28 protein-coding genes are annotated in these 22,106 nt (G+C 54.3%); 22 read left to right on the forward strand and 6 right to left on the reverse strand.

Annotated elements, in window-relative coordinates; genetic code table 11:
• Nucleotides 1–298 precede the first annotated feature (298 nt).
• A complete protein-coding gene (locus LZG00_15775; GenBank protein ID MCF3595451.1) occupies nt 299–1,687 on the reverse strand; it encodes a HAMP domain-containing histidine kinase in 1,389 nt (462 codons plus the stop codon).
• On the reverse strand, nt 1,680–2,351 hold the full coding sequence (locus tag LZG00_15780; protein MCF3595452.1) for a response regulator transcription factor: 672 nt from the start codon (nt 2,349–2,351) through the stop codon (nt 1,680–1,682). Before LZG00_15780 ends, LZG00_15775 begins: the two co-directional genes overlap by 8 nt.
• Nucleotides 2,352–2,496: 145 nt before the next feature.
• Between LZG00_15780 and LZG00_15785 the strand changes: the two genes are divergently transcribed.
• From LZG00_15785 to LZG00_15815, 7 genes are all read left to right on the forward strand, one after another.
• Nucleotides 2,497–4,026: a glycosyltransferase family 39 protein gene (locus LZG00_15785; protein MCF3595453.1), complete on the forward strand. Its 1,530-nt coding sequence runs from the start codon at nt 2,497–2,499 to the stop codon at nt 4,024–4,026.
• Nucleotides 4,023–5,030 carry a glycosyltransferase family 2 protein gene (locus LZG00_15790; GenBank protein MCF3595454.1) on the forward strand — a complete coding sequence of 336 codons (1,008 nt, stop codon included), beginning with the start codon at nt 4,023–4,025 and terminating at the stop codon, nt 5,028–5,030. The genes LZG00_15785 and LZG00_15790 overlap by 4 nt, the downstream gene beginning before the upstream one ends.
• A complete protein-coding gene (locus LZG00_15795) occupies nt 5,030–5,422 on the forward strand; it encodes a GtrA family protein (protein MCF3595455.1) in 393 nt (130 codons plus the stop codon). The genes LZG00_15790 and LZG00_15795 overlap by 1 nt, the downstream gene beginning before the upstream one ends.
• A gap of 252 nt (nt 5,423–5,674) precedes the next feature.
• Nucleotides 5,675–5,896: a hypothetical protein gene (locus LZG00_15800; GenBank protein ID MCF3595456.1), complete on the forward strand. Its 222-nt coding sequence runs from the start codon at nt 5,675–5,677 to the stop codon at nt 5,894–5,896.
• 625 nt (nt 5,897–6,521) lie between these two features.
• Nucleotides 6,522–6,884, forward strand: coding sequence for a hypothetical protein (locus tag LZG00_15805; protein MCF3595457.1), 363 nt, complete (start codon nt 6,522–6,524; stop codon nt 6,882–6,884).
• A gap of 608 nt (nt 6,885–7,492) precedes the next feature.
• Entirely contained in the window at nt 7,493–8,014 is a 522-nt protein-coding gene (locus tag LZG00_15810; GenBank protein ID MCF3595458.1) for a hypothetical protein, read from the forward strand.
• Between the two features lie 25 nt (nt 8,015–8,039).
• The gene (locus LZG00_15815) at nt 8,040–8,612 is read left to right on the forward strand and encodes a tyrosine-type recombinase/integrase (protein ID MCF3595459.1); all 573 of its coding nucleotides are present in this window, start codon (nt 8,040–8,042) and stop codon (nt 8,610–8,612) included.
• 1,376 nt (nt 8,613–9,988) lie between these two features.
• Here the strand turns inward: LZG00_15815 and LZG00_15820 are convergent.
• The gene (locus tag LZG00_15820; GenBank protein MCF3595460.1) at nt 9,989–11,743 is read right to left on the reverse strand and encodes an ATP-binding protein; all 1,755 of its coding nucleotides are present in this window, start codon (nt 11,741–11,743) and stop codon (nt 9,989–9,991) included.
• 972 nt (nt 11,744–12,715) lie between these two features.
• Here LZG00_15820 and LZG00_15825 point away from each other — a divergent pair.
• From LZG00_15825 to LZG00_15870, 10 genes are all read left to right on the forward strand, one after another.
• A complete protein-coding gene (locus tag LZG00_15825; protein ID MCF3595461.1) occupies nt 12,716–12,889 on the forward strand; it encodes a hypothetical protein in 174 nt (57 codons plus the stop codon).
• A gap of 247 nt (nt 12,890–13,136) precedes the next feature.
• Nucleotides 13,137–13,886 (forward strand): tyrosine-type recombinase/integrase, encoded by a 750-nt coding sequence (locus LZG00_15830; protein ID MCF3595462.1) that lies wholly within the window; start codon nt 13,137–13,139, stop codon nt 13,884–13,886.
• Nucleotides 13,887–14,217: 331 nt separating this feature from the next.
• Nucleotides 14,218–14,406: a hypothetical protein gene (locus LZG00_15835; protein MCF3595463.1), complete on the forward strand. Its 189-nt coding sequence runs from the start codon at nt 14,218–14,220 to the stop codon at nt 14,404–14,406.
• Complete coding sequence (locus tag LZG00_15840; protein ID MCF3595464.1) at nt 14,403–14,621, forward strand: hypothetical protein; 219 nt, start codon at nt 14,403–14,405, stop codon at nt 14,619–14,621. The genes LZG00_15835 and LZG00_15840 overlap by 4 nt, the downstream gene beginning before the upstream one ends.
• On the forward strand, nt 14,618–15,019 hold the full coding sequence (locus LZG00_15845; GenBank protein ID MCF3595465.1) for a hypothetical protein: 402 nt from the start codon (nt 14,618–14,620) through the stop codon (nt 15,017–15,019). The genes LZG00_15840 and LZG00_15845 overlap by 4 nt, the downstream gene beginning before the upstream one ends.
• Entirely contained in the window at nt 15,016–16,155 is a 1,140-nt protein-coding gene (locus LZG00_15850; GenBank protein MCF3595466.1) for an AAA family ATPase, read from the forward strand. The genes LZG00_15845 and LZG00_15850 overlap by 4 nt, the downstream gene beginning before the upstream one ends.
• Nucleotides 16,156–16,345: 190 nt before the next feature.
• Nucleotides 16,346–16,534, forward strand: coding sequence for a hypothetical protein (locus tag LZG00_15855; protein MCF3595467.1), 189 nt, complete (start codon nt 16,346–16,348; stop codon nt 16,532–16,534).
• Nucleotides 16,531–16,791, forward strand: coding sequence for a hypothetical protein (locus LZG00_15860; GenBank protein ID MCF3595468.1), 261 nt, complete (start codon nt 16,531–16,533; stop codon nt 16,789–16,791). Before LZG00_15855 ends, LZG00_15860 begins: the two co-directional genes overlap by 4 nt.
• A gap of 162 nt (nt 16,792–16,953) precedes the next feature.
• Nucleotides 16,954–18,324 (forward strand): phage major capsid protein, encoded by a 1,371-nt coding sequence (locus LZG00_15865; protein MCF3595469.1) that lies wholly within the window; start codon nt 16,954–16,956, stop codon nt 18,322–18,324.
• 229 nt (nt 18,325–18,553) lie between these two features.
• Nucleotides 18,554–18,904: a hypothetical protein gene (locus LZG00_15870; protein MCF3595470.1), complete on the forward strand. Its 351-nt coding sequence runs from the start codon at nt 18,554–18,556 to the stop codon at nt 18,902–18,904.
• A 30-nt stretch (nt 18,905–18,934) separates the two neighbouring features.
• Here LZG00_15870 and LZG00_15875 read toward each other — a convergent pair whose 3' ends face one another.
• Nucleotides 18,935–19,174: a hypothetical protein gene (locus LZG00_15875; protein ID MCF3595471.1), complete on the reverse strand. Its 240-nt coding sequence runs from the start codon at nt 19,172–19,174 to the stop codon at nt 18,935–18,937.
• A 260-nt stretch (nt 19,175–19,434) separates the two neighbouring features.
• Here LZG00_15875 and LZG00_15880 point away from each other — a divergent pair, with 260 nt between their 5' ends.
• Entirely contained in the window at nt 19,435–19,767 is a 333-nt protein-coding gene (locus tag LZG00_15880) for a hypothetical protein (GenBank protein MCF3595472.1), read from the forward strand.
• Nucleotides 19,768–19,978: 211 nt separating this feature from the next.
• Here LZG00_15880 and LZG00_15885 read toward each other — a convergent pair whose 3' ends face one another.
• Together LZG00_15885 and LZG00_15890 are read right to left on the reverse strand one after the other, a co-directional pair.
• Entirely contained in the window at nt 19,979–20,449 is a 471-nt protein-coding gene (locus LZG00_15885) for a hypothetical protein (protein MCF3595473.1), read from the reverse strand.
• 78 nt (nt 20,450–20,527) lie between these two features.
• Complete coding sequence (locus LZG00_15890; GenBank protein ID MCF3595474.1) at nt 20,528–20,851, reverse strand: Arc family DNA-binding protein; 324 nt, start codon at nt 20,849–20,851, stop codon at nt 20,528–20,530.
• A gap of 82 nt (nt 20,852–20,933) precedes the next feature.
• On the opposite strand from LZG00_15890, the gene LZG00_15895 reads away from it, so the two are divergent.
• The 4 genes from LZG00_15895 to LZG00_15910 are packed head-to-tail and all read left to right on the forward strand — an operon-like array spanning nt 20,934 to nt 22,097.
• Nucleotides 20,934–21,086, forward strand: a complete 153-nt coding sequence (locus LZG00_15895) for an Arc family DNA-binding protein (protein ID MCF3595475.1) — start codon at nt 20,934–20,936, stop codon at nt 21,084–21,086.
• The gene (locus LZG00_15900) at nt 21,079–21,276 is read left to right on the forward strand and encodes a hypothetical protein (protein MCF3595476.1); all 198 of its coding nucleotides are present in this window, start codon (nt 21,079–21,081) and stop codon (nt 21,274–21,276) included. Before LZG00_15895 ends, LZG00_15900 begins: the two co-directional genes overlap by 8 nt.
• Nucleotides 21,273–21,470, forward strand: coding sequence for a hypothetical protein (locus LZG00_15905; protein ID MCF3595477.1), 198 nt, complete (start codon nt 21,273–21,275; stop codon nt 21,468–21,470). The genes LZG00_15900 and LZG00_15905 overlap by 4 nt, the downstream gene beginning before the upstream one ends.
• Nucleotides 21,471–22,097: a helix-turn-helix domain-containing protein gene (locus LZG00_15910; protein ID MCF3595478.1), complete on the forward strand. Its 627-nt coding sequence runs from the start codon at nt 21,471–21,473 to the stop codon at nt 22,095–22,097. It abuts the gene before it with no gap.
• Nucleotides 22,098–22,106: the final 9 nt, after the last annotated feature.

Below are 22,106 nucleotides of genomic sequence, written 5' to 3' on the forward strand. Positions count from 1 at the left end.
GAAACGTCCTATTTGACCGAAATATGTTTAGAGGATTAGGGACTGGCTGAGGACCGCTGAGAACCACCGGGAACGCGCTGTTCAACATGGCAATTAAGAGCGATTTGCCGGGCTGTGATCTTGTCCGGCGAAAGCGTCAAGACCTGTTTGGTTGGAGAATTTCGAAGGGTTCGGTATTAAGACTAGTCGCCAGTTTCCGGTGGGCTTCGAATAGCTCTGGCCTGATCGAGGTTATGAGCAACTGCATATCCGGACTCGCCAGAACGCCCGCATGGTTGGAAGCCAGGGGGGCAGTTTCTCAACTGAGCTTTCGGCTGGTCGGAAATGCGACGCTCATCCGCAACCCGGGCCGGTTGTCCGAGATCAGGATCGACGCATCGTGCAGATCGGCGACGGCCTTGACCATGGCAAGCCCGAGGCCATGCCCCTGTGAAGTTCGGCTTTTTTCCCCGCGATAGAACCGGCGGAACACCTTTTTCGCATCGGCCGGAGCGATCCCGGTGCCATTGTCGGATACCCATAACGAAGGTCTGTCTCCAGAGGTGGTCACGCCGATTTCGATTGCCGATCCGACGGAGCAATGACGCAGCCCATTCTCCACCAGATTTGCGGCCATCTGCATCAGCAGGTCGCGATCCCCCGAGACGGATACCGGTTCAGGCGACGGTTTTAGCTGCAAGGTTTGGCCCGCTTCGTCGGCAGTTGGCTCAAAGGCTTCGAAAACGGTTTCTGCGATCTGATTGAGATCGACATCGCTAAACCTTTCACGCCGGTCGCCCGCCTCGATCTGGGCTATGCGCAACAGGGCGTTGAAGGTGGATATGATGTCTTCCGTTTCGTGCAGAGCCGCGGCGGCGTCGGCGGGATCGGGCAGGTGCTGGGCTTCCATTCTTTCCAGCCGTTGGCGCAAGCGCTGCAATGGCGTGCGCATGTCATGGGCAATATCAGTGGAAATCTGTTGCTGGCTTTCCAACAGGGCCTGAAGCTGGCCAAGGGTGGCGTTAATGCTGGCAGACACTCTGCCGAGGTCATCCTTGGACCCAGGCGAAACCGGAACACGGGCGCCGAGGTCGCCCTCGGCAACGCGATCGAGCGCGCTGGAAATCCCGGTGATCCTGGTTTCGGTAATTCGCCCGACCCGGACGCCTACCAGCAGGCCGAGGCCGATAACTACGATAAAGCCGCCAACCAGGGCGGCGCTCAAAACTTCCAGAACTTCGGCTACAACATTGTCGCCCGTGCCCTGCAAAAGCAGATAGGGGCCGATCGGCTGCTGCGTCATCCAATAGCCTGAAACCTCGTTGTTTGGCGATCCACTCAAGGACAGTTCTGCGAGCCTGACAAAGCCGTCGGGTCGATCCGACGCCATCGCAAGGATATTCCCCGCCAACATGTCGCCCTGCGCATCCGTCAGCCGAAATATCCTGGAGTTTTCAAAATTGACCTCGGTCAAAGCATTGATCCGCTCCGTCAGTTCGAACAAACCCTTCTGCTCATAAATCTCTGACAGCGTCGCCACGTCCGATTCCATCCGATCGTAAACCCAGTCGCCCACCTCGCGGTCGGTCATCCAGTAGGCGCCGATAAATATGACAGCCATCAACAACGAATAGAGAAACGAGAATTGTAGCGACAACCGAAACGAGGTCCGCCCGATACGATTTGACTGCATTGCGGCTCTACGCATGGCAGGAATATCCGGACCCGCGCACGGTATGAATCAGATCGCGATCAAACGGTTTGTCGATCTTGCTGCGCAACCGGCTGATATGGGTTTCCACGACATTGGTCCTGGGATCGAAATGAAAATCCCAAACCGCTTCCAGCAACATTGTGCGCGTGACGACACGTTCAGCATTCTGCATCAAATAGACCAGCAACCGATACTCCCGGGGTTGCAATGCTATCGCCACATCTGCGCGTTTGACCGAGTGTCTTATCAAATCCACCTCAAGATCCGCGAGATGAAGCCGTGTCACTTCAGCCTGGATCGGTGGACGACGGGCCAGAGCCGTCAATCGAGCCGACAATTCCGAAAATGCAAAGGGTTTCACCAGATAATCGTCTGCGCCGGCTTCAAGCCCATCGACGCGGTCATTGATGCCCCCCATCGCGCTCAGGAACAGGATCGGTGTTTCAATTTTTGCGCTTCGGATCGATTGGACCAACGACAGGCCATCCAGCCCCGGAAGCATCCGATCCACCACCATCACATCGAATTCGCTGTCCAGGGCGCTCAGGAAGCCCTGCTTCCCGTCCGATGCATGTTCATAGGCGTGTCCCAAAGCCTGAAGGCTGGAACAGATGTAGTTCGCCGTTTCGACGTCGTCTTCAATAACCAGAACGCGCATGATCCAACCCTCCGTGCGCCGCGATGATAGCGTGTGCGGCGCCGCGCCGCTATCGCGGCAAGATTACCGATTGGTATAGAAACGACCATCCTGCGGCGATGCTGAAGTAATTATCCATCCGGCAACACTGGGACTGGATATTGATATGGTTGCGCTTGAGCGAAATTCCGAGATCGCGAGGAAGCGGAGACAGAAAGCTGCGGCCGGCACGTTTGCCCTATCGGACAAAGACCGCAGATTTCTTATCGGAGCGTTGGTCGCCCTGATCGCCATTCGTTTGCTGATGATATTCTGGCTGCCGGTGATCGATTCCACTGAGGCCCGCTATATCGAAATCGCCAGAAAGATGCTGGTCTCGGGCGATTGGATCACGCCACAATTCGACTATGGCGTACCCTTCTGGGGCAAGCCGCCGCTGCATACCTGGCTGTCAGCTCTCGGCATGAAAATCTTCGGTGTGGGGAATTTCGGTGCGCGGATCTTCATCTTTTTGGCGTCGGTCATCACCGTGATCATTGTCTTTGACTGGGTGCGTCGGAACAGAGGCCGGGATCAGGCGCTTATCGCGATTGCCGTTACAGTGTCCTCGCTCTTGTTCTTCGGCGCATCGGCTTTTGTCATGACTGATATGGTCATGGTTCTCGGCACCACCCTGAGCATGGTTGCCTTTTACAATTGCGCATGCGGGAGTAGATCGCATCGGATCTGGGGCAATATGTTCTTTGTCGGTCTTGCCATCGGCTTGATGGCCAAAGGGCCGGTGGCCGTTGTTCTGACGGCGATCCCGCTGGTCCTATGGATACTGGTCGGAAGGCGATGGCATCTGCTGGGCCGTCTGCCCTGGGCAACCGGACTGATCCTTCTGACTGCATTGACGTTGCCCTGGTATCTGGTCGCTGAAATCAGGACCCCAGGTTTTCTCCGGTATTTCCTCATCGGCGAGCACTATGAACGGTTCGTAGTACCGGGATGGAGCGGCGATCTTTACGGCAGCGGCCATATGCAGCCCAAAGGAATGATCTGGATCTATGCCTTGGCGGTCTTCCTGCCCTGGTCACTGTTTGCCTCAGCCCTCGTGGTCAAGAGACGCGAGATAATTGACCTGATGCGCGATGAAGATGAGGGCTGGCTATCCTATCTGGCATTCTGGGTACTGTCGCCCCTCATCCTGTTCACACCAGCGGCCAACATCCTGCCCGCCTATGCGCTGCCAGCGGTTCCGGCCGCCGCAATCCTGCTGACTTCGATCCGGTGCGACTTATGGGTCGGCCCCGCAACAGCCACCCGCATTGCGTTCGGGGTGGCTATTGCGACCACTGCCGGTTTGTATCTGGCTGTTTCGCTTGTCGCCCATCTGGCACCTTCGCGCCTGACAAACATGACCGACCTGATGCTGGTCGAACAGGCCCATCAAATCGATCCCGAGATGCCTCTGACCTATTGGGGCGGGCGCAGTTTTTCCGGCGAGTTCTACACGCGGGGGGCCTTGCGATATGCCACGGAACCCGAACACCTGCGCGCGCTTGTCACCAACGCCCGGCGCGACGCGATCGCTCTCCCGCCACAGGCGCTCGCCGAAGTGATTGGCATTGTCGGATCGCAGTTCCGCAATGCAGGACAATTCGGGCGCCGGATCCTTCTGGTTGAAAATCCGATGGACGGAGAAAAGTCATGAACGAGATATCCTTGCCATCCGGGAAGGCGCGACTGTTGCCGTCCATCATACCAGGCTCTGCACCGGTCCCGGACCTGTCGTTCCTCGTCCCGGCTTTCAATGAAGAAGACAATATCGCCGAGACTGTGCGCCGGATCAGCAAAGAGGCGCAGCGTCTGGTGTCAAGTCACGAAATCATCGTGATCGACGACGGCAGTTCAGATGCGACATCCGATGCCGCCAAAACCATCGGCAGGAGCATCCCGGTCCGGGTCATCCGGTTGTCGCGCAACTTTGGTAAGGAGCAGGCCATCATGGCCGGGCTTCAGGCCGCAAAAGGGGCAGCGGTGGTGATCTTGGACGCGGACCTGCAAGAGCCATTGTGCCATCTGGAAACCATGCTGGCCTATCGCGCCAAAGGGTTCGAGATGATCTATGCGATCCGCGCCCACCGGGCGGATGAATCTTGCGCCAAGCGTCTGTTCACCCGTCTATTCTACCGACTTCTGAATCTCGGCGCCGAAACCCCCATTCCGTCGGATGCACGGGATTTCCGCCTAATGGACCGCAAGGTCGTGGATGCACTCTGCGCCCTGCCGGAGCGCAACCGCTTCATGAAGGGACTCTATGGTTGGGTCGGGTTTCGCACCAAGGCCATTCCTATCGAGCTGAATCTGCGTCAAAGTGGCCGGTCGAAATTCGGGTTCAGGGGCCTGCTGCGGCTGGGCCTGACCGGTCTGACCTCGTTCACCGATTGGCCGCTGCGGATGTGGACGAGCATCGGCTTTGGAATCGCGGTTGTGTCCATTCTCTACGGCCTCTGGATTGCGATCCGCACACTGATCTTCGGCGTGGACATTCCCGGTTGGTCGACCCTGACCGTCGCGATCTTTCTTCTTGGTGGCGTGCAGCTGATTTCGATCGGGGTTCTCGGCGAATATCTGGCGCGGATCTTTACCGAGGTGAAAGGCCGGCCCGGTTTTATCGTGGCCGAGGACACTGGCGCAAAGGACACGCCGCTTTGATGTTGGGCCAGGTTTTTCGTTTTGCCCTGGTGGGCGGTATGGCGACGCTGCTGCACATGCTTGTCGGTGTGACGCTTATTGATGCCGGTTGGCCCGCATTGTGGGCCAATGCAATATCGTTTCTGATCGCATTTCTGGTCAGCTTCACCGGACATTACGGGTTTTCCTTTCCCGAGCAACCAGCGTCTCTGATGACATCGTTCATGCGTTATGTGCTGGTTGCCTGCGGTGGGTTTGCGGCTAATGAAACGCTGCTCGGCCTGTTTATCTGGTTCGATATGGGCTCGGATATCTCGGGGCTGATCTTGTCCACGGGTCTCGCCGCCGTGCTGACCTTTTTCCTCAGCAGAAGCTGGGCTTTCCGCGGCGCATCTTCCGTCACGATCGATTAAGGGAAACGATTCGTCGGATCACCGGCCTCATTATTGAGGACCTTTTTTTTGGGCGGTGGCGGCCAGTAGAAAATTGGTCATTTGCACCGCATGAGTTGGGCCGTGATTGGCGCCTGGCTTCAGCCCGGCGTCCTTCGGTGGTGTCACGCCCATCCAGCCACGGAAAGTTCTTCTGGTTTTCGCGCTATAGCCAATATTAGGACTCAATAGTGTCACCAGACACATTTGCCCATCAACAGGGAAGGATTTAACATGCGCATTATGTGTTTCGCCGCCCTATGCGCCATGCTCTCGATGACTGCCTCTGCCGATCCGCACACACCTGAGGCCGAGGCAACCCTTGGTGCCTGCCGTCACGCGCTGGCAAGCAACACCACGGAAGATCTTGCTGGCATCATCGAAACCATCAATGGCTGGGGCGAGATATCCGATGCCGCCCTGCGCAACAGGATCGAGATTTGCACTGAAATTTGAATCGGGCCCCTCCACTCCACCTAAGGACACGATCCGGGCGGAGGCTGCCGTAAGAGCAGCCTCGCTTCACGACTCATCTCTCGCAAAATATCTCAGAAAAACCTCTGCCAGGAAGGCAGATGTCGGCGCCATTGCTGCAACCATCGCCGAAGACAAGGGTTTTTCACCAAGGCCAAGCGCAAGAACGCGCTCCTCCGTCTTGACACTCCCATCCATGGCCCTTCGGATTGCAGCAGGGCTAACCCGCTCTTTCTGATTGCCCGGCGGGGAGGCGGAGAAAATGTTGGGATATGCCGCAACTTGACCAACTTCGGATACAAGGCGGCGACGGTCAGCGAGAGATGCGGCGCGCCACATCGCCGACAACACCCCCATGCTCTCGCTGCGCGACTGATAATATTCGAGCGGGAATGAGATCCACTCGCTACCACCTTCGACGCTGTAGTCGAGGCATCCGGGATCAACGCACGCGGCACATGTCGCGGGCCGAATCCCAGGAGACAAAAATGAAACAACACATCGAAATCTGTATGCTTCCCCTGCGCGGAAAATATCTGCCTCCCCGGACCTTTATTGTTGAGCGCCGCCGCTTTCGTTCTGTCGTAAACCAGACAGGAGGCGCACGATGACCCATCAACTTTCACATCAGGAGTTTCTAATCGGGCTGGCGGTAGCAGCGCTGGGACAGGCTCGCATCACGTATGATCAGCTGTTCAATGCCGTCATCCCATCCTTGCCGCCTCAGCGCAGGCTGTTTACCGAAGAAATCATGCATCGATTGACCACAGGTAATCTTTTCGACGAGGCCTTCATTCACGACCTTGCAGCACTTGCCGCAACCCTCGAGCATGAGATTTCAGATGGCACTGAGGTCGCCTGGATTGCGGACGAGTGCGACACAGGGGCGCGCATCACATCCGGCATCTCGATCATCGCGCACAGGCGCTGGACTGCGCAGCCGATGCTTTTTCCATCCTGCACGGCATGATCGGGGATGTCCTCGATGCGATCAAGGCCGCGCGTCTCATCGACGACCTGATGCAACATTGATGCAAGACGGCGCCGCCCGCGGCGCCGTCCTCTTGAGGACCAATCGGTCCAGACGCCCCCGGCTTGATCGTGGGCGACATGCGTGTCGGCTCCAACTTCCTGCTGCTCCTGCCGGTACGCATCTTGAACCCAGCCAATGATCGACGTGGTGCCATCTACCGGCGCGCTGCGTGTCCGCAGATCGATATCTGCGGTCGAAGATATCGAACCTTGATCAAAGATCCGATCGCCGCCCCGCAGGCGGATGCACGTCATATGGGTAAGGCAACACGGAAGAAGTAGAATGAAAAATATCCACACCCCGCCATCCTGTCGCCGCTGATGACAGGCGAAGAACTTGCAGTGTTCATGGGCTATGACGGCGTGACCTCCCGTTTCCGTAACTGGTGCAAGTTAATGGGAATCCAGAGGGTCCCGGGCCGGGTCAATATCTACGACCCCAAACACGTCGTGAACGGCTCGATATCGCGCAGAACATTCTGTCGCCTATGAATACCGAATTGCCAGCGGTCGAAATGTCTCTGACTGAAAAAAGGAGGGCGCGCGGTGGTGCGTAAAGACAACAAGAACCGCATCGTAGGCGTGCATCGCGTGACAAAGAAGCTCAGTAACGGAACAAAAAGGTTCTACCATTATGTGTTTCGGGGCGGCCCGAAATTCTGGTCGAGCGATATGGAGTTCGATGTAAGTGATGAGCGCTATGTTTCGGCGTTCGAATGCGCCAGACAGGGTAAGCGTGCCACACCACCGATCGGTGCAAAGACCACCCGCACTATTCTGAAGAAGTATCGCGAATCCGTTGTATTTACGAAGCTCGCAAAACGCACCCAAAGCGACTACAACGGCTTCCTTGATGATCTCGAAGGAGAATTCGGCGATGATCGGATCGCGTTGTTTGAAGAGCTCGATTCAGTTTCCGAGATCCGCGAATGGCGCAACAAATGGAAGCACTCACTCAAGCGTTACGATTATGCCGGAACAGTGGTGACAACATTTCTGAACTGGGCCTGCAATGTCGATACCGCATTGCGGACGCATCATCACAAAAGGGCAGAAGAAGCTATATAGATCTGACCGCTCAAATCTGATCTGGGTGCCGGAAGAGCTTCAAGCCCTATTGGATGAGCCGCGACCCGAGGAGGAGCGCGTGATTATCGCTGCATCCGAAGGCGGCCTTGCCCCGCAAGATATTGGCATTCTGGAGCGCGCGCATGTGCAAAGAACGCAGATGGGACGCCGCCTCTTTCTTCGCCGCACAAAAACGGGCAAGGCTATCAGCCTTCCGGTGACCCCGGCACTCGGCCGCCTGATCGACACTATGCCGAAAGGCCAGAATTTAATCGTGACGTCGTTCACCGGGCAGCCACTGACCGCATTACGCGCGAGCCAGATTATCCGGGAAGTCAAGATTCGCCACAATATCAAGGCAAGAGATGATCAAACGCTTGTGCCGATTCGTGACGAGCTTCGTCCCTATGATTTACGCGGCACGGCGGCGACAGAGCTACTTCGCGCCGGATGCTCTCTCAACGAGATTGCGGTGACGATGGGCTGGGGGCAGCGCCATGCTGCAAATGTCATCGAGCGCTATGTGGCTCTTGTGCCGGAAGTCTCGGATGAGGTTTGGGCCGAGCCCAAGATCGCGCGGGATTTGGTCGAAAAGTAAAAGGGATGATTGGCCGGCAAATTCAACACAACCTAATTCTTGAGGACTGACTCCCAACTGGCGCAGTTTCATTGATTCTTTTGATCGGATTGCCCGTCGTCGTTCTGACATCCAGTCAGTTCTCGAAATTCTGAATGTCGCGGGGAGATATTCTCGCGGCTTTTTCCTGTCAGAAACGCGTATTGTGTTGGGTTTGGCGGTCCTGAATTGGCCGCCCAGTGTAAACCGACCTGTAAACCGATGATCGGCACTGAGCGTGAAAACCTGATAAGCCGTTGAAAAGATTGGAGGCGAGTACCGGAATCGAACCGGTGTTCACGGATTTGCAAGACTAGGTATGTGATTGTATTTGTTAAAGTACGCGTTTAGAGACTACCCCGATATCGGAAGAACAATGCGTGAAAGTTTAGACTAAAGCATTGTCTTCTTCCGGCCGATTGAGTTGAAAAACTCCGATTGTGGCTAAAACTGCTAGAAACGTGACCCGTGAAGAGTTTGTCGGAAAATTCGGCGATGGGGTTGGCCGAAGCGCTGACTTGGCAATGTGAGAGGTCGTCATGACCTCCACTGATCGTTCGCCGACTTGGATGAATCAATGGATTTCGGCGGGAAAAAGTATCGGCCGGATTTTCGAGTTTTCAACAGAATCGGCCCATAGCGGACCTTGGCGGATCATCGCCTCGCCGCAGCATACCACGGATTAGTGGGTGATCCGCACCCGTTATCCTATCACATACCCCACCTAACTAAGGAGGATTATGAAGATGCACGCAGTCTCTCACCCACACCTAAAGCCTGGAATAGCCTTGCTACAGAGGTTCGCTCAGTTCGACATGAAGATGCAACTTAGCATCGCGTTGGCCCTGTTGTATATCGCTCAACACCAAGACCGAGACGAAGGTGTTACCACCAACGATTTGACTAAGTGGTTGGGTATGGCCCCCGCTGCTGCCAGCCGTAATAGCTACTATTGGGCTGATGGAACGCCTGACATGCCTCACGCTGGCTACGGTCTGATTAAGATCATCGTCAGTCCTACGGATCGTCGTCGTCGCTCTATGCGTCTCACACCTAAGGGAGAGGCGTTTGTGAACCAACTTGAGGAGATACTCAATGCCTAGACCCAGTGAGGTGCCCCTAGTTTCTTAGACACCTGCCCCGTTCAGTTCAAAAATTACCAAGCAAAGCGTCTACAAATCTAGGGGCACCTCACATCCGTGCAAAACGCAGCATCGGTCGATTGGGTTCTTAGCGGAATTACGGCGGTGCACCTCGTGGATCTTGGCCTAGTAGGCCGTTGTGTTGGCAACCGGATGACCGCCGTCAGCCCAAAGCGGTCACGTAGATGACGCGCAAGCTCTCTGGGTCTATCCTCCTCAACCGTCGAGATGCTTCTGAATGTCCTTCAGAATCTCAAAGATCTTTGGATTCACGTCGCCTGCAGTCATCTCATCAATAACTCGGGATGAAGTCATTGTAACCTTGAAGTCCTGCTGGATCTTCTTGGCGACAGATGAAAATACCAGCTTTCCGGGAACAACACGATGCCGGAATTCTGCGTCCTTCCATTTTTCTGTAAAGCTCGATTCTTCTTGGGCGGAAATGGTCGCAATATCCTTCTTTGACCCCTTTCCAACTTCAAAGCTGATTCTAGACCCAATACGAGCGGACAAGGTTTTGGATTTCATTTCTTCGACGCTAGCTGCGATTGCGCTGATAACCAAGTCCTCCCAACCCTGCGTTAGATCAGCACCATATTTTCTGACAACTGCCACAATTGCGTCAGGAACTAGAAGCAGATTTTCAATCTCCTTTTGCGGGAGGACCCGACAAAGAGTGTCCCCAACGTTCACATCATCCAAAAAACTAGATATTTCTTCATCACAGCGATAGTCGCGATCAAAAATGGCAGAAACTGGTATTTTAAACCCGAAAAAGTTTTCAAACACCCAAGAGGATGTTGTGACGCGGGACCAATTGGAGAACCCATCTGTCTTCATGAGAGTGACTGAAGAGTTTGAAACGAAATCCATCCCCCCAAGTTTTTTTGCAATTTTCGATAGAATTCTTGCATCGTTACCCTCAAAATACAGAACCTTTTTTGTTTTCGCGAGGCGAGCGAATTGAGCATTTTCTGAGCTTCCGATTGCTGAGTACACGTCAGAGTAACCGGATTCCCCCTGGATTCGTTTTGCGCTCCTAGACTCTGGTCGGATAATCAATACCTCTCCCGGTTCGACATCATTAATGATTTCAGTTGAATGAGTGGCTATAAAGTACTGTCCAACGCGTTGACTGACCAATCTTAGCAATCGGTGCTGCAGATCGGGATGCAAGTATATGTCAGGCTCGTCGAGAATGAGAGTTGAGCCATGATTTGAGGCAGTAAGGTGCATCATGGTCTGCATCCATACCTGGAAGCCAAAACCGGCCCACTGCACTTCTCTCACATGAGGACCATCACGGAAGTACATGCGCACTACTGGTCGTTTTCCGCCGCGCTCAATTTCTGGACGACTTACCCTTATTCCCGGCCACCCCAACTCGACTAAGTCAGCAAAAACCTCAAACTCTGCCTTATTTTTATGCAACCAGAAATTCCTGAAGTTCCGGCTTGCCAGCCTCCCGTATCGATTTTTCTCGACGGTTTCCTGTAAGACTAGTTCTTCATTTTGCTCTAACGGGCTGAGCGTAGGAACTATGATCAAATTTAATGGAAACTGATCTCGCAAAAACTGTGTATTCAGTCGAGGTTGAAGTTCAGTTTTCAGATAGCATTCGAGTGGGCCGTCATTGGGAATCGATATCGAAAATGTATTGCCGTTTTCTAGCTTAATATATATCTTTGCGTTTCCGTCGCCGAAATTGTGAATACAGTACCGGAGGTCTGTCTGAAACGCGGAAATGGGTATCTCCCATGTGGGGCAGGCTCCGTCTTGCCCCTGAGATTTGAACTTGGCATTTCTGCGGCTTGCATATCTAAGAGCGTCAAAGGTAATTCTAAAAGCATCCAAGGCTGTAGATTTACCTGCGTTGTTTGGACCGACCAGTACATTCTTGTCCCTCGCCGACAGCGTGAACTTTGAAAACGTCTTGTAGTCATGGAACTCGATAGATTTGACTTTGCTCATTTATTGTAAGGACCTAGCTTTGCAGAATAAGTGGGTGCAACTTACTATACCGAACAATTTATCAACTAAAGTCGGATCACCCCAATCTAGGGTGATCTGTCTGGCATCGAATGGCAAGACTAGTTGCTTCTAGGTTGACTTTGCAAAGCCCGCTTTCTGCGCATACCCGACCTTGGTGGACAGCGCAGCATATGGGCTTCGGTCTTCTAGGGCTTGAATGGCCGCTTATGCCAGTCTGGCAGAAAACATTCGCAGACGCAGCTAAGATCCGGTTTCCGCCCATCTACTATTTGCACGGAGAGGCGTTTAGAGCGCACCTGGGAGCGGCGACAATGCTTGTCGGCACCCAAGCACCTGCAAACGTAACGCTTAGCTTCCTGACGAGCGCCACGGCGCGTCTTGCGGCGTTTCGAAAACATCACTTTGCTTGAACTTGAATCGCAACCTAAGCTCCGCTCCTCCGTAGACTTCAAATATCGGAGGAGGAGCGGGGCGGTCCGCGAAACGGCTTCGTAGAATTCGGTAACGGACGAAGCCTCGCGCGCGCCCGCGCGCGCGTACCCGCATACGCTCTTGTTCCTGTATGCATCTACTGACACCGGCGCAGGCAATATTAGGCCGGATTGACGTCGATTGATGTAGTTGAATCTTGCAGAGCGAAACGGTTTGGTTGTCATGCTCCGGATCAGGTCGGTGACTTTAGAGGCGTTTACGAGTCAAGTAGAAATTTCGAATTACGCTAGATTCGGTGGCGCTTTCTGCTCAAGTGTGCGGAACAAGTCACGAATGCCTGTATGCGTTTACTGACACCAAAGAGGGTTTCAAAAAACAAAAAAAATCGCAGTTCTTGCTGCCGAATCAGTGCTCACCTAGAATCCTACCCAGAACAGTTTGCATGGGCGACACAAGCACATTCACCCAAATGGGTGCGCGAACTCTAACTTATGGTAAGGTCAACAGGTTGGATTTGAAATGGCGGCGACAACGATTGTGAAGAAGGCTCTTGCCATGCTCAATACGTTTGAGCGGGCTGGGAAGTCTGTGTCGCGTGTCATTGTAGAGGGACGCAAGATTGAAATCGTTCTCTTGGAAACGAAGGAAAACGACGAATTTGACGGGATAGATATGCATCATGGCAAAACGTGAGCTTCCAAAACACGTCTATAGACAGCGCAATGGCCTGTATTTTCAGCGGCGAGGGTGGCGTTCGCAGAAATTCGAAAATGAATTCGGGACGCCGGAATTTTGGGCCGAGTATGCTGATATTCTGTCTGGCAAAGAAAAGCCCAGGCGCGTCGTAACACGCAATTTTGCGGCCCTAATTGAAAACTATCGCAGGTCTCCGAGGTATCGACGGCTTAAGCCGCGAACTGCGCTTGATTATGACAAGTATTTGGATTTCTTCCTGTCGATTATGGGAAAAGCCAACCCGGTTAACTTGAAGCGCAAGGATGTAATCCGGCTGCGTGATGCGAATGCCGAAAAGGCTTACTTCGCTAATTATTCTCTGCGTGTTTTGCGCGTTCTCATGGAGCATTGCGTTGATCTGGGGTGGCGAGAGACAAACCCCGCCAAAGGCGTTCCGGAGCTGAAAACCCAAAAGACCGAGCGAGAGCCTTGGCCGAGAGAGTTGCTTGAGGCGTATCGTTGTCATTGTCCGATTGGGACGAGAGAGCGCCTTGTAATGGAGCTTTGCGTGGGCACGGGCCAACGGATCGGCGATGTTCTGGAAATGCGCTGGTCTGACATTCAGGACGGTGCAATTGTTGTCAAACAGAACAAAACCAACAAAGAGCTATGGGTTCCGATCCTTCCCGAGTTGCAAACCGCGCTCGATGCGGCCAGCCGCCATTCGGTGTTCATCCTGACCAATGAGAGAGGGACGAACCGTTGGTCATATCGCGGCGCGTCACAAGCTGTGCGCAATGTTCGCGAGAAGATTGGTGCGCTGAGCTATGACATTCACAGTTGGCGTTACAACGCGGCCTGTGAATTGCTTGAAGCTGGCTGCGAAGATGACCTGATTGCAGCCGTGACGGGGCAAAGCCCGGCGATGGTCTTGCACTATACCAAGAAGGTTCGCCAGAAGATCAGGGCGATTCAGGCGCAGCAAATGCGAACAGAACAAAAACAGAATGTTTAGACGTTTGTTTAGACTTTGATACGCCGGTTTGCCGGATGGGCTCTAAGTCATTGATTTTAAATGGAGGCGAGTACCGGAATCGAACCGGTGTTCACGGATTTGCAATCCGCCCGCTTATCCAAGAAAATCAAGGGGGTTCTGTTTCAAAACACCCCCCGACAAACAGTGAACTAACCAAGAATGTTTCAAACGCCGAATTGAACGGCGCAAAAGAAAACGCCGCGACCTCGGCAAAGGTCTACGGCGTCAAGGACGTTATGGAAGGCGTCTATTCTTGCGGCGAGTATACCGCGCTTTTCCCCATCTTAGCAATACACTGGGGGGCGCTGGTATGACTTTCATTCCCGTTTCCCGCGACATTGAAGGCTCAATGATTGAAGCGCCAGGCGGCTTCATTGTTAGTGTCTTTCACATTCCGACCAACCGGGCGCTCTATGGCTTCGAGCATTCTTCTGAGGGTGCGCTTGGCTGGATTTACGCCTCTCGCCTGATCTTAGACAAGGCGGAGGGCAGCGCATGAGCAACGTCACCAAATTGCCCACAGCGGCAACCAGCTATTACACGGTGAACAAGGCGGGCCGCTACTTCGATGTGGTGTTGGTCACACCTTGCCCCAGCAAGAACCTCAAGACACGCCTCTATCGCGTCCCTGAGGAACAATACGCGCATGATATCGCGCGCAACTTGGCGGAGGATATGAAGCGTCCCTTCAAGATCGGGGGGAAAGCGGTATGAGCAAACACACATCTTTTTCGGCGCTCATGCACAAGCCGCACCTTCGCGTAGTGCAGTCTCTTGGCTACGTTCTGACGCTGGGAACGCAACATGCCTGGTGGGGGTTTGTGCAGATCCTCTGCGAACTCCTAACGCCCCAGGAGCGCGCGTCACTGGCGTTTATGGCGCTCAAGTCTCTGGATCATGAAGACGCGGTGTTGACGGCGGAAACGGCGCTTGCAGAGGGCGCAGGCCAACCCATTGCGCCCCTATACAGCGATATGGATGAGGCAGCGTTCTGGGCTGATATGGCGAGTGAAGGCGAGTTGAAAGCCTATGCCTTAGCCAGCTTCACGCGCCTGTCACAAGGCAATCAAGCGGCCTTCCTTGACTATGTGCAGGGGAGGGCAGCGGCATGACTGTATTCAACGCAATCGGCGCGCATGACGCCGCGCACCGCGCCAATCATCCCAAATCACCCGACGAACGCGCCGAACCCGGCAAGGCTTCACGGTTTTACTCGGCGGCATCGCTCAAGGGCAAGGCCGTCAAGCCGCGCGAGTGGCTGGTGCAGGAGTTGGTCCCGAAAAAGACAGTCACCCTGTTCAGCGGCGACGGAGGCACCGGTAAGAGCCTATTGGCGTTGCAATTGGCCGTCGCTGTTGCGGCGCAAACTGCTTGGGTCGGGAAAACCGTCAATTCTGGCGGTGTCATCTATCTTTCGGCAGAGGATGACGACGACGAATTGCACCGTCGCCTTGACGACATATTGCGGGCCGAGGGGCGCAGCTATGACGATCTGCCTGCCCTGACCCTGCGGTCACTGGCGGGCGAAGATGCTTTGCTGGCGATAGAATCCGGCGTGGCTCTGATGCAAACGGAGTTGTTCAAGGAACTGGACGCGCGGGCGATAGATGAAGCCCCGGCGCTGATCGTGGTGGATACCCTGGCCGATGTTTACCCGGCCAATGAGAACGACCGCGCCAAGGTGCGGCAATTCGTTGGTATCCTGCGCGGGCTGGCGCTCAAGCGGAATTGCTCTGTGCTCTTGCTGGGCCACCCGTCTCTTACCGGCTTGAACAGCGGCACCGGCACGAGTGGCAGCACGGCTTGGAACAACTCAGTGCGCTCGCGTCTCTATCTCTCACGGATCGATGACAACGGGTTCGAGGCAGATCCCGACCGGCGCGTCATGACGACCATGAAGGCGAACTATGGGCGCGTAGGCGGCGAAACCTACATGAAGTGGACCGATGGCGTATTCGTGGCCGAGACGCAGCCGAGCGGGCTGGATGCTCTGGCGGCGGGCGCTAAGGCGCAACGCGTCTTCATGAAGCTTCTGACAATGTTCACAGAGCAGGGACGACAAGTGAACCACGTCAGCGGGGCCAGTTATGCGCCCAAGCTGTTCGCAGAGCATCAAGACAATGAGGGCATGACCAAGCGAGCGTTAAAGGCGGCGATGGAAGGGCTTTTGGCAGCCGGAAAGATCAAGATTGAGACCGAGGGGCCACCATCCCGCGCGCGCTCCTTTATCGTGGAAGCGGGCCAATGATGACCATGCAAACCCCCTGCAATCCCCCTAGCAATTGGGGTTCAGTTCCCCCTAGCAAACCCCCCGAAAACCCCCTTCAAACCCCTAGCCAACCATCCCCCCATACCCCCAAGGGCTATGCGCACGCCCTGAGAGGCGATGCGCGCCCTAATCACGTGGCTTTTCAGAGCAGCAAACCAAGGACAAACCCATGACCGAAGATGAGAAGCTGGCTTTGTCAGTCGAAGCCGAGAATTTTGTAAACAACGCAATTTCTGAGACGATTGCGAAGTCGGGCGACCCGGTAATGGCATTGGAGTGCTTGTTCCACTGGATCACGGAGGCAAGCCGTTTCGCACAAGACGCGTGCGCGCACTTCGAGAAGGAGTTGCGCAAATGAGCAGCCACAACACAAAGCCGACCATTTCCGACTTCAGAAAAATGCAGGCAGAGCGAGAGCGAGTCAAAGACTTGCTGGGCGAAGCTATCCAAGACCTTGTTTGCGAGGGCGGCGACATTCGCTTTTTCAACGCAGCTTTTCTTGTCGCTGCGATCCAGCTTCATGCCGAAGTTGAGGGGCCGGAAACGATAAGCCGCGCCTTGTCCAAATTGGCAGTGCGAGAACTTACCGCACGGGGCGAGGTTGGCGCATGTTGACAATCACCCTAATGGGGTATTATATTACCCCTAACGGTTCTGCGCTGATGGCGCGTCCTGACAAACCTTTTCCCGCAATGCTGATGGCTGCGCGCGAAAGAAACGAACCTCTAGCCGGGGCCGTTCTTTTGCGCGTTCTGGCATTCCACAAGGGAAAACCAAATGTATATCACTGATCAACAGGACTTCGCCGCACGCAAGCATTGCATCGCTCTGCACCGTGACCTTGGCGTTAAATCCCTGACTGAACTTCGCGCCCACAAAATGACCTGGGCCGAATTGAACGCCGCAGAAAGCCGGATCAAGGCAACCACTAAGAACACTCTCGACAAGATGGAAACGGGGGACGACGAAACGTCTGAAAGCGTTGGGTTGGCCGTTGATGGTCTGCTGGGCGCATTCGATGCGATCAGGTTCGAGAAGGACACTCGCACTGAAATAGGCAGCAGAGAGCCGCGCGCCCAAGAAGCCACACAACGGCAACTGGATCGACGCCCCGGCTTGCCGGTTGGTGAAGCGCGCATGGATGGGATGGAGACTACCAGCGGCCACGCCAAGGCGTTTAGCAACTTCCTGCGGCAACCTCACAGCCGTTCCGTTCAAGGTGAGTTGCAAGAGGCTGAGCAAAGGGCAGGCACTACACTAACCGGTTCGGCGGGCGGCTATGTCGTGCCGCAGATCATCGCCGGTCCCTTGTTGGCACGGGCGCAAGACACAAACCCGTTTCGCAACGTGGTTCGTGTCGTCAATGTATCTTCTGGTGATGTGAAGTTCCCCCTCTCCAATGCCGACGCAACGTCTGGATGGGTAGGCGAAACTGACACCCGCACTGAAACGACAGAACCAACCTTAGCCTCTAAGGTGCCAACCTTTGGGGTAGCATACAGCTATGTAAAGCTGACTGAGGAACTGTCTCAGGACGCCATGATTGACGTTGCCGGGTGGTTTGAAACCGAGGCAGGCACGGCGCTTGGCGAAGCTGAGATGAGTTCCATTGTCTCGGGGAATGGCTCTGACAAACCAAGCGGCCTGTTGAACGTGCCGCCCGAGTCTGACCCGGATGGAAGCCGAACGGCAGACGCCTTCCGCTATCTTGCCAGCGGGACTGCGTCCACTCTCGGCAGCGCCCCCGGCGATAATCTGGCCGATATGGTTTATGATCTGAAAGCAGGATACCGGGCGAACGGCAAGTGGCTGATGAACAGCGCCACGGCAGGCGCGGTTCGCAAGCTGAAGAACGGGGCGGGCGATTATATCTGGTCGGATGGTCTGGCGATGGGACAACCCAGCTCTCTGCTTGGCTATCCTGTCGTGATTGTCGAGGGCATGGAAGATATTGGGACCAACAAGCACCCCATTGCCTTTGGTGATTGGGACAGGGCCTATATCTTAGCTATCCGCTCCGGCCTGTCTGTGACTGTGGACGATAACATCACAACGCCGGGATACGTGAAACTCTACATTCGGCATCGGATCGGCGGTTGCGTCTATGACGAGAACGCAGCCCGGTTCCTGAAATGTGCGGCCACGTAACAGCACAAGAACACGGGCCTCTTTATGAGGGCGATGATCCAGCCCGACAACGGAAAGCCGAATGCGTGGCCCATGTATCTCGCAGGCGTTCAATTCGGCAAGGTGCCAACCCCCTCCCAACCTACATCAGGCGCGGAGGGGGCACCCCAAAGTCTGGGGAAAATTCCTTGGGGACCGGCGCGGGGAGCCGTTTGCACACGTCCACAGTTGAAACATTCGGAAAGATAAGATGGCAAATCCGCAACTTCCTAAGGCGAAAGCAAAGATACTTGGGGCCGACAGGAAGAACCCGAAGCGGTATCGCGGGCAGGGCGAGACGCCAGATGGCTTGTCGGATATGGCAAAAGAACAATGGCGCGAGTTTGCGGACCTCATGCCCTGGCTGGCGCAATCTGATCGTCAGCTTGTTTATTTGGCGAGCCTTCTGAGCATCAGAACGACTGAGCCGGATTGCCCGCTTGGCGTGTTTACCCAGCTACGCCTTTGCCTTTCATCTATGGGCGGCACTCCGGTCGATCGGTCGCGGGTGCAATGGAACGACGATGACGAACCCGACCCCGCAAACGAATTTCTGAATTAAGAATAGAAGGATTTGAGATAGTGCCAGTTTCTATTTCTTCCTGATGTATGGAGGGTCAGCATAATAGTCACATGCGTCCATGTGCTTATTGAGCCGGATAGTGGTGGGCCTTAGATATGTTTCCAGTGCTAACTTCGCCATTTTGTAATCACCCGCTTTCATGGCGACTTCATAGAAACCCATAATGTCAGCTTCCATTTCATCGGCGCATTCCTGCTCTGATTTGCACCCAGTTAGTGCTAGGGCAGCAACGAGTAGTGCAAACCTCATACTGGTTTCCTTTAACCAAGTTTAGCGCGCCCGTGTCTCAGAGATTACCTAAGCCCCGAGGATGTGCAAAGTCCGATAGGGGCAGGGGGAGGGTAAAAGTATGGGGTTGGGAGGCCGTAGACCGCGCGTGGGGTGACTTTTATGCACGGTCAGAATGAAACTGGTTTCAACTGGAATTTTTGTAGCCGCATTCTCACTAGACGCCGCTTGTTTCACTCGCATAGGCTGCGATTAGTTGTGTTATGTTTCGGAGATTGATGATGAAGGCGTTTCTTCTAGTTGCAAGCGTTAGTCTTGTTCCGTTTGGCGCTGCTGCTAACACAACGGGAAAGTTCCTCAACTCCGGATGCATAGCATTTTTTACTTTCATGGACACACGCGAACTCTTTCAACCCGATATTCAAATCTACATGGAAGGCTTGATTGAGGGCCTCACCCTAGCCTCAGGTGCGAACACAGATGCGGCTAATTTCAAATTCTGGGATAGTTTTTACGAGGCGTATCAGGAAGTCTGCTTCAAGGAATTTGACCGTCCAGTGCGCTACGTGCTGCCGAAGGCATTTCAGAAAGCAGTCACGGATAGCGAACAATAGATTCATTTTAGCCGAGGTTTTAGTGGCGCTTGTTCAAAATGCGCGCTGTTCGCCGCTCTGGTGAGCTGCTGCAACAGATTGAGCCGCAGCACGGTGCAAACCAAAACATTAGTGTGGGCGACCATACTAGGTCCAGCGCAGCCCGCGAAGCTGGGATGTCAAAGCATCGGAGCATCGGCAAATTCGCCGATCTAAATGACCTATCGGCGCGTTAGTCTGAAAACGATCTGTTCATTTCTTTACGGCGCTCATCAACGAGTTTTTTGTGCTCCGATTCTCTCGCATCAAGCCAACCTGTGATGCCGGTAATTTTGCGTTCCAAAGCCTCTAAATCAACAAGGCATTTCTCTAGCTCTTTGTCGGACAAGGAATCTACGCTCTTGGTGGCATCCTCAAGGTCGTTCCGAAGTGTTTCTACGGCCAATTTATTTTCGCAAATTTTACGGTCGTCGCTTTCTCTGGCGCCACTTTGATACATACCTCTACTCGCGAAACTATCATGCGCGGACTTCTTGGTGCGCTCAATCCTCTCAGGCAAACCTTCGACTACAAGGCGCAGCCTAGTTGCACTGCGTTTTGCTTCCAGCCTCCAAGTTCTTTGCTGTGTTGTTTTGGACTGATGTAAAGATAAAACGGATATCAGAAGAGCGAGTGCGGAAATTACTATAGGGATCCAGTCCATTTTTCGTCTCTCTCAACCTCATACTTGAACTGTCCTACCCGCATAGAAAACAGTCGCAATCCGGCAAATTGTGGGGGGTTATTGCGAACTGGCTTTTGCGTTAATCGCCTTCTCGAATGCGAGCAAAATCCGCTCAATATCGCCTTTAGTTGCGGGCAGTTCTGGGTTCGTTAGCTCGGGATAGTCCTGCGGGGCAAAATCTGGATCACTGAGCCATTGCTCGCGCGCTTTATCAAGTTCAGTCGCATATTCTTCACTAGATAGGTGAAACTCTAACGCCTGCACAATTTCAGCATTCATGCTTCGTTTATTTTGGGCCGCGATATCCTTGAGACGCTCACGCATACCGTCTGGAAGGCGCAGCACAAATTTATCCTGCTTTTGAGATGGAAAATCCGACATGATGGCGAGTTGCCACTCTTTTAGGGTTTGCGCAATGGTGGCAAGTTGCTATATATGGCAAATAGCTACCATGGAGGACCAAATGAAACCAATGCAGCTACGCCTGCCACCTGACCTGAAAGACTGGATCAAGGCGCAGGCAGCACAGAACCATTCTTCGCAAAACAGCGAAGTTATCCGCGCAATCCGCGAACGGATGCAGCGCACAACCCCAGGAGACAGAGACAATGGATAAGACGCTTTCAAACTGCCAACACAGCGCGCTCCTTCTCAAAGGTATGCTGGAGGGTATCGGGCATCTGGACAACGAGGGCCACGAGAACGCCATGACTGCGGTAATTGAGGTTGCCTCGCAACTCGCTGAGAGACTTTCCAATGATCTGGACGCGGTGAACATGAGAATCATGAACGGAGAAGCGGCATGACCCGTCCGGCGCATATCGAGGCTGCGATATCTCGTGCCTATCAGATCGAAAGCCTTCTTCGCATCGCGTCCGAAGCGGCGGTGGAGGACAACGGCGACTTTGGTCGCTTGGGCGGTTCAACCGTTCTTTCGCTGGCCGCTGACATGGCGGGCGATATCGTGATGGGCTTGGAGGGAGATGGGAAGGGAGGCTAAATGTCGCTTGACCTTTTGGCCTGCATGGGCGATAAATGGTCAACTGACCACTTAATAAGCTGTAAGGGCGAGTCGATGCAGACCATTCTTGGCAAAACTATCAACAACACATTCAGCGCGTCGGAACTGTCCGAACTGACCGGCGCGAAGCCAGATTCGATTCAGAACTGGCTAAAGCGCGATTTGATCATCGGTCACAAGAAAATCACCGGCGGTGGCGGTCAAGGCAAGCACCGCCGTTTCACTTTTCACAACATGATCGAAGTCGCGATGGCGCAAACGCTCATTAATCTGCACATGGGTTCGAAAGAGGCATTCGCAGCTTCTGCCAATTTCGCCCATGCAGGCGGCGGCGGGACAACCTTCAACATGCCGAAGCGTGACCCCGGACTCCCATTCCACTTTAACCACGGCGAAACGATTTTTGGAGTGGCGGGGGGGTGGACGTTTGAGGAGTTGTGGAAACCTGGATCTAGCCGAGACACTTACGGCAACCTGCGGCAACACCTTCACGCCGATCATTTTCTGACGGTCAACGCCTCTGAGGTCTTTAATCTGGTTTGTGCGCGCATGGACGTTCACCCTTACAAGGTTCTGGACGCAGCTTACCCCGAGGACGCCAGCTAAGAATGAATC

This window comes from Rhodobacteraceae bacterium LMO-JJ12, from assembly GCA_021555075.1.
Lineage (GTDB): Bacteria > Pseudomonadota > Alphaproteobacteria > Rhodobacterales > Rhodobacteraceae > JAKGBX01.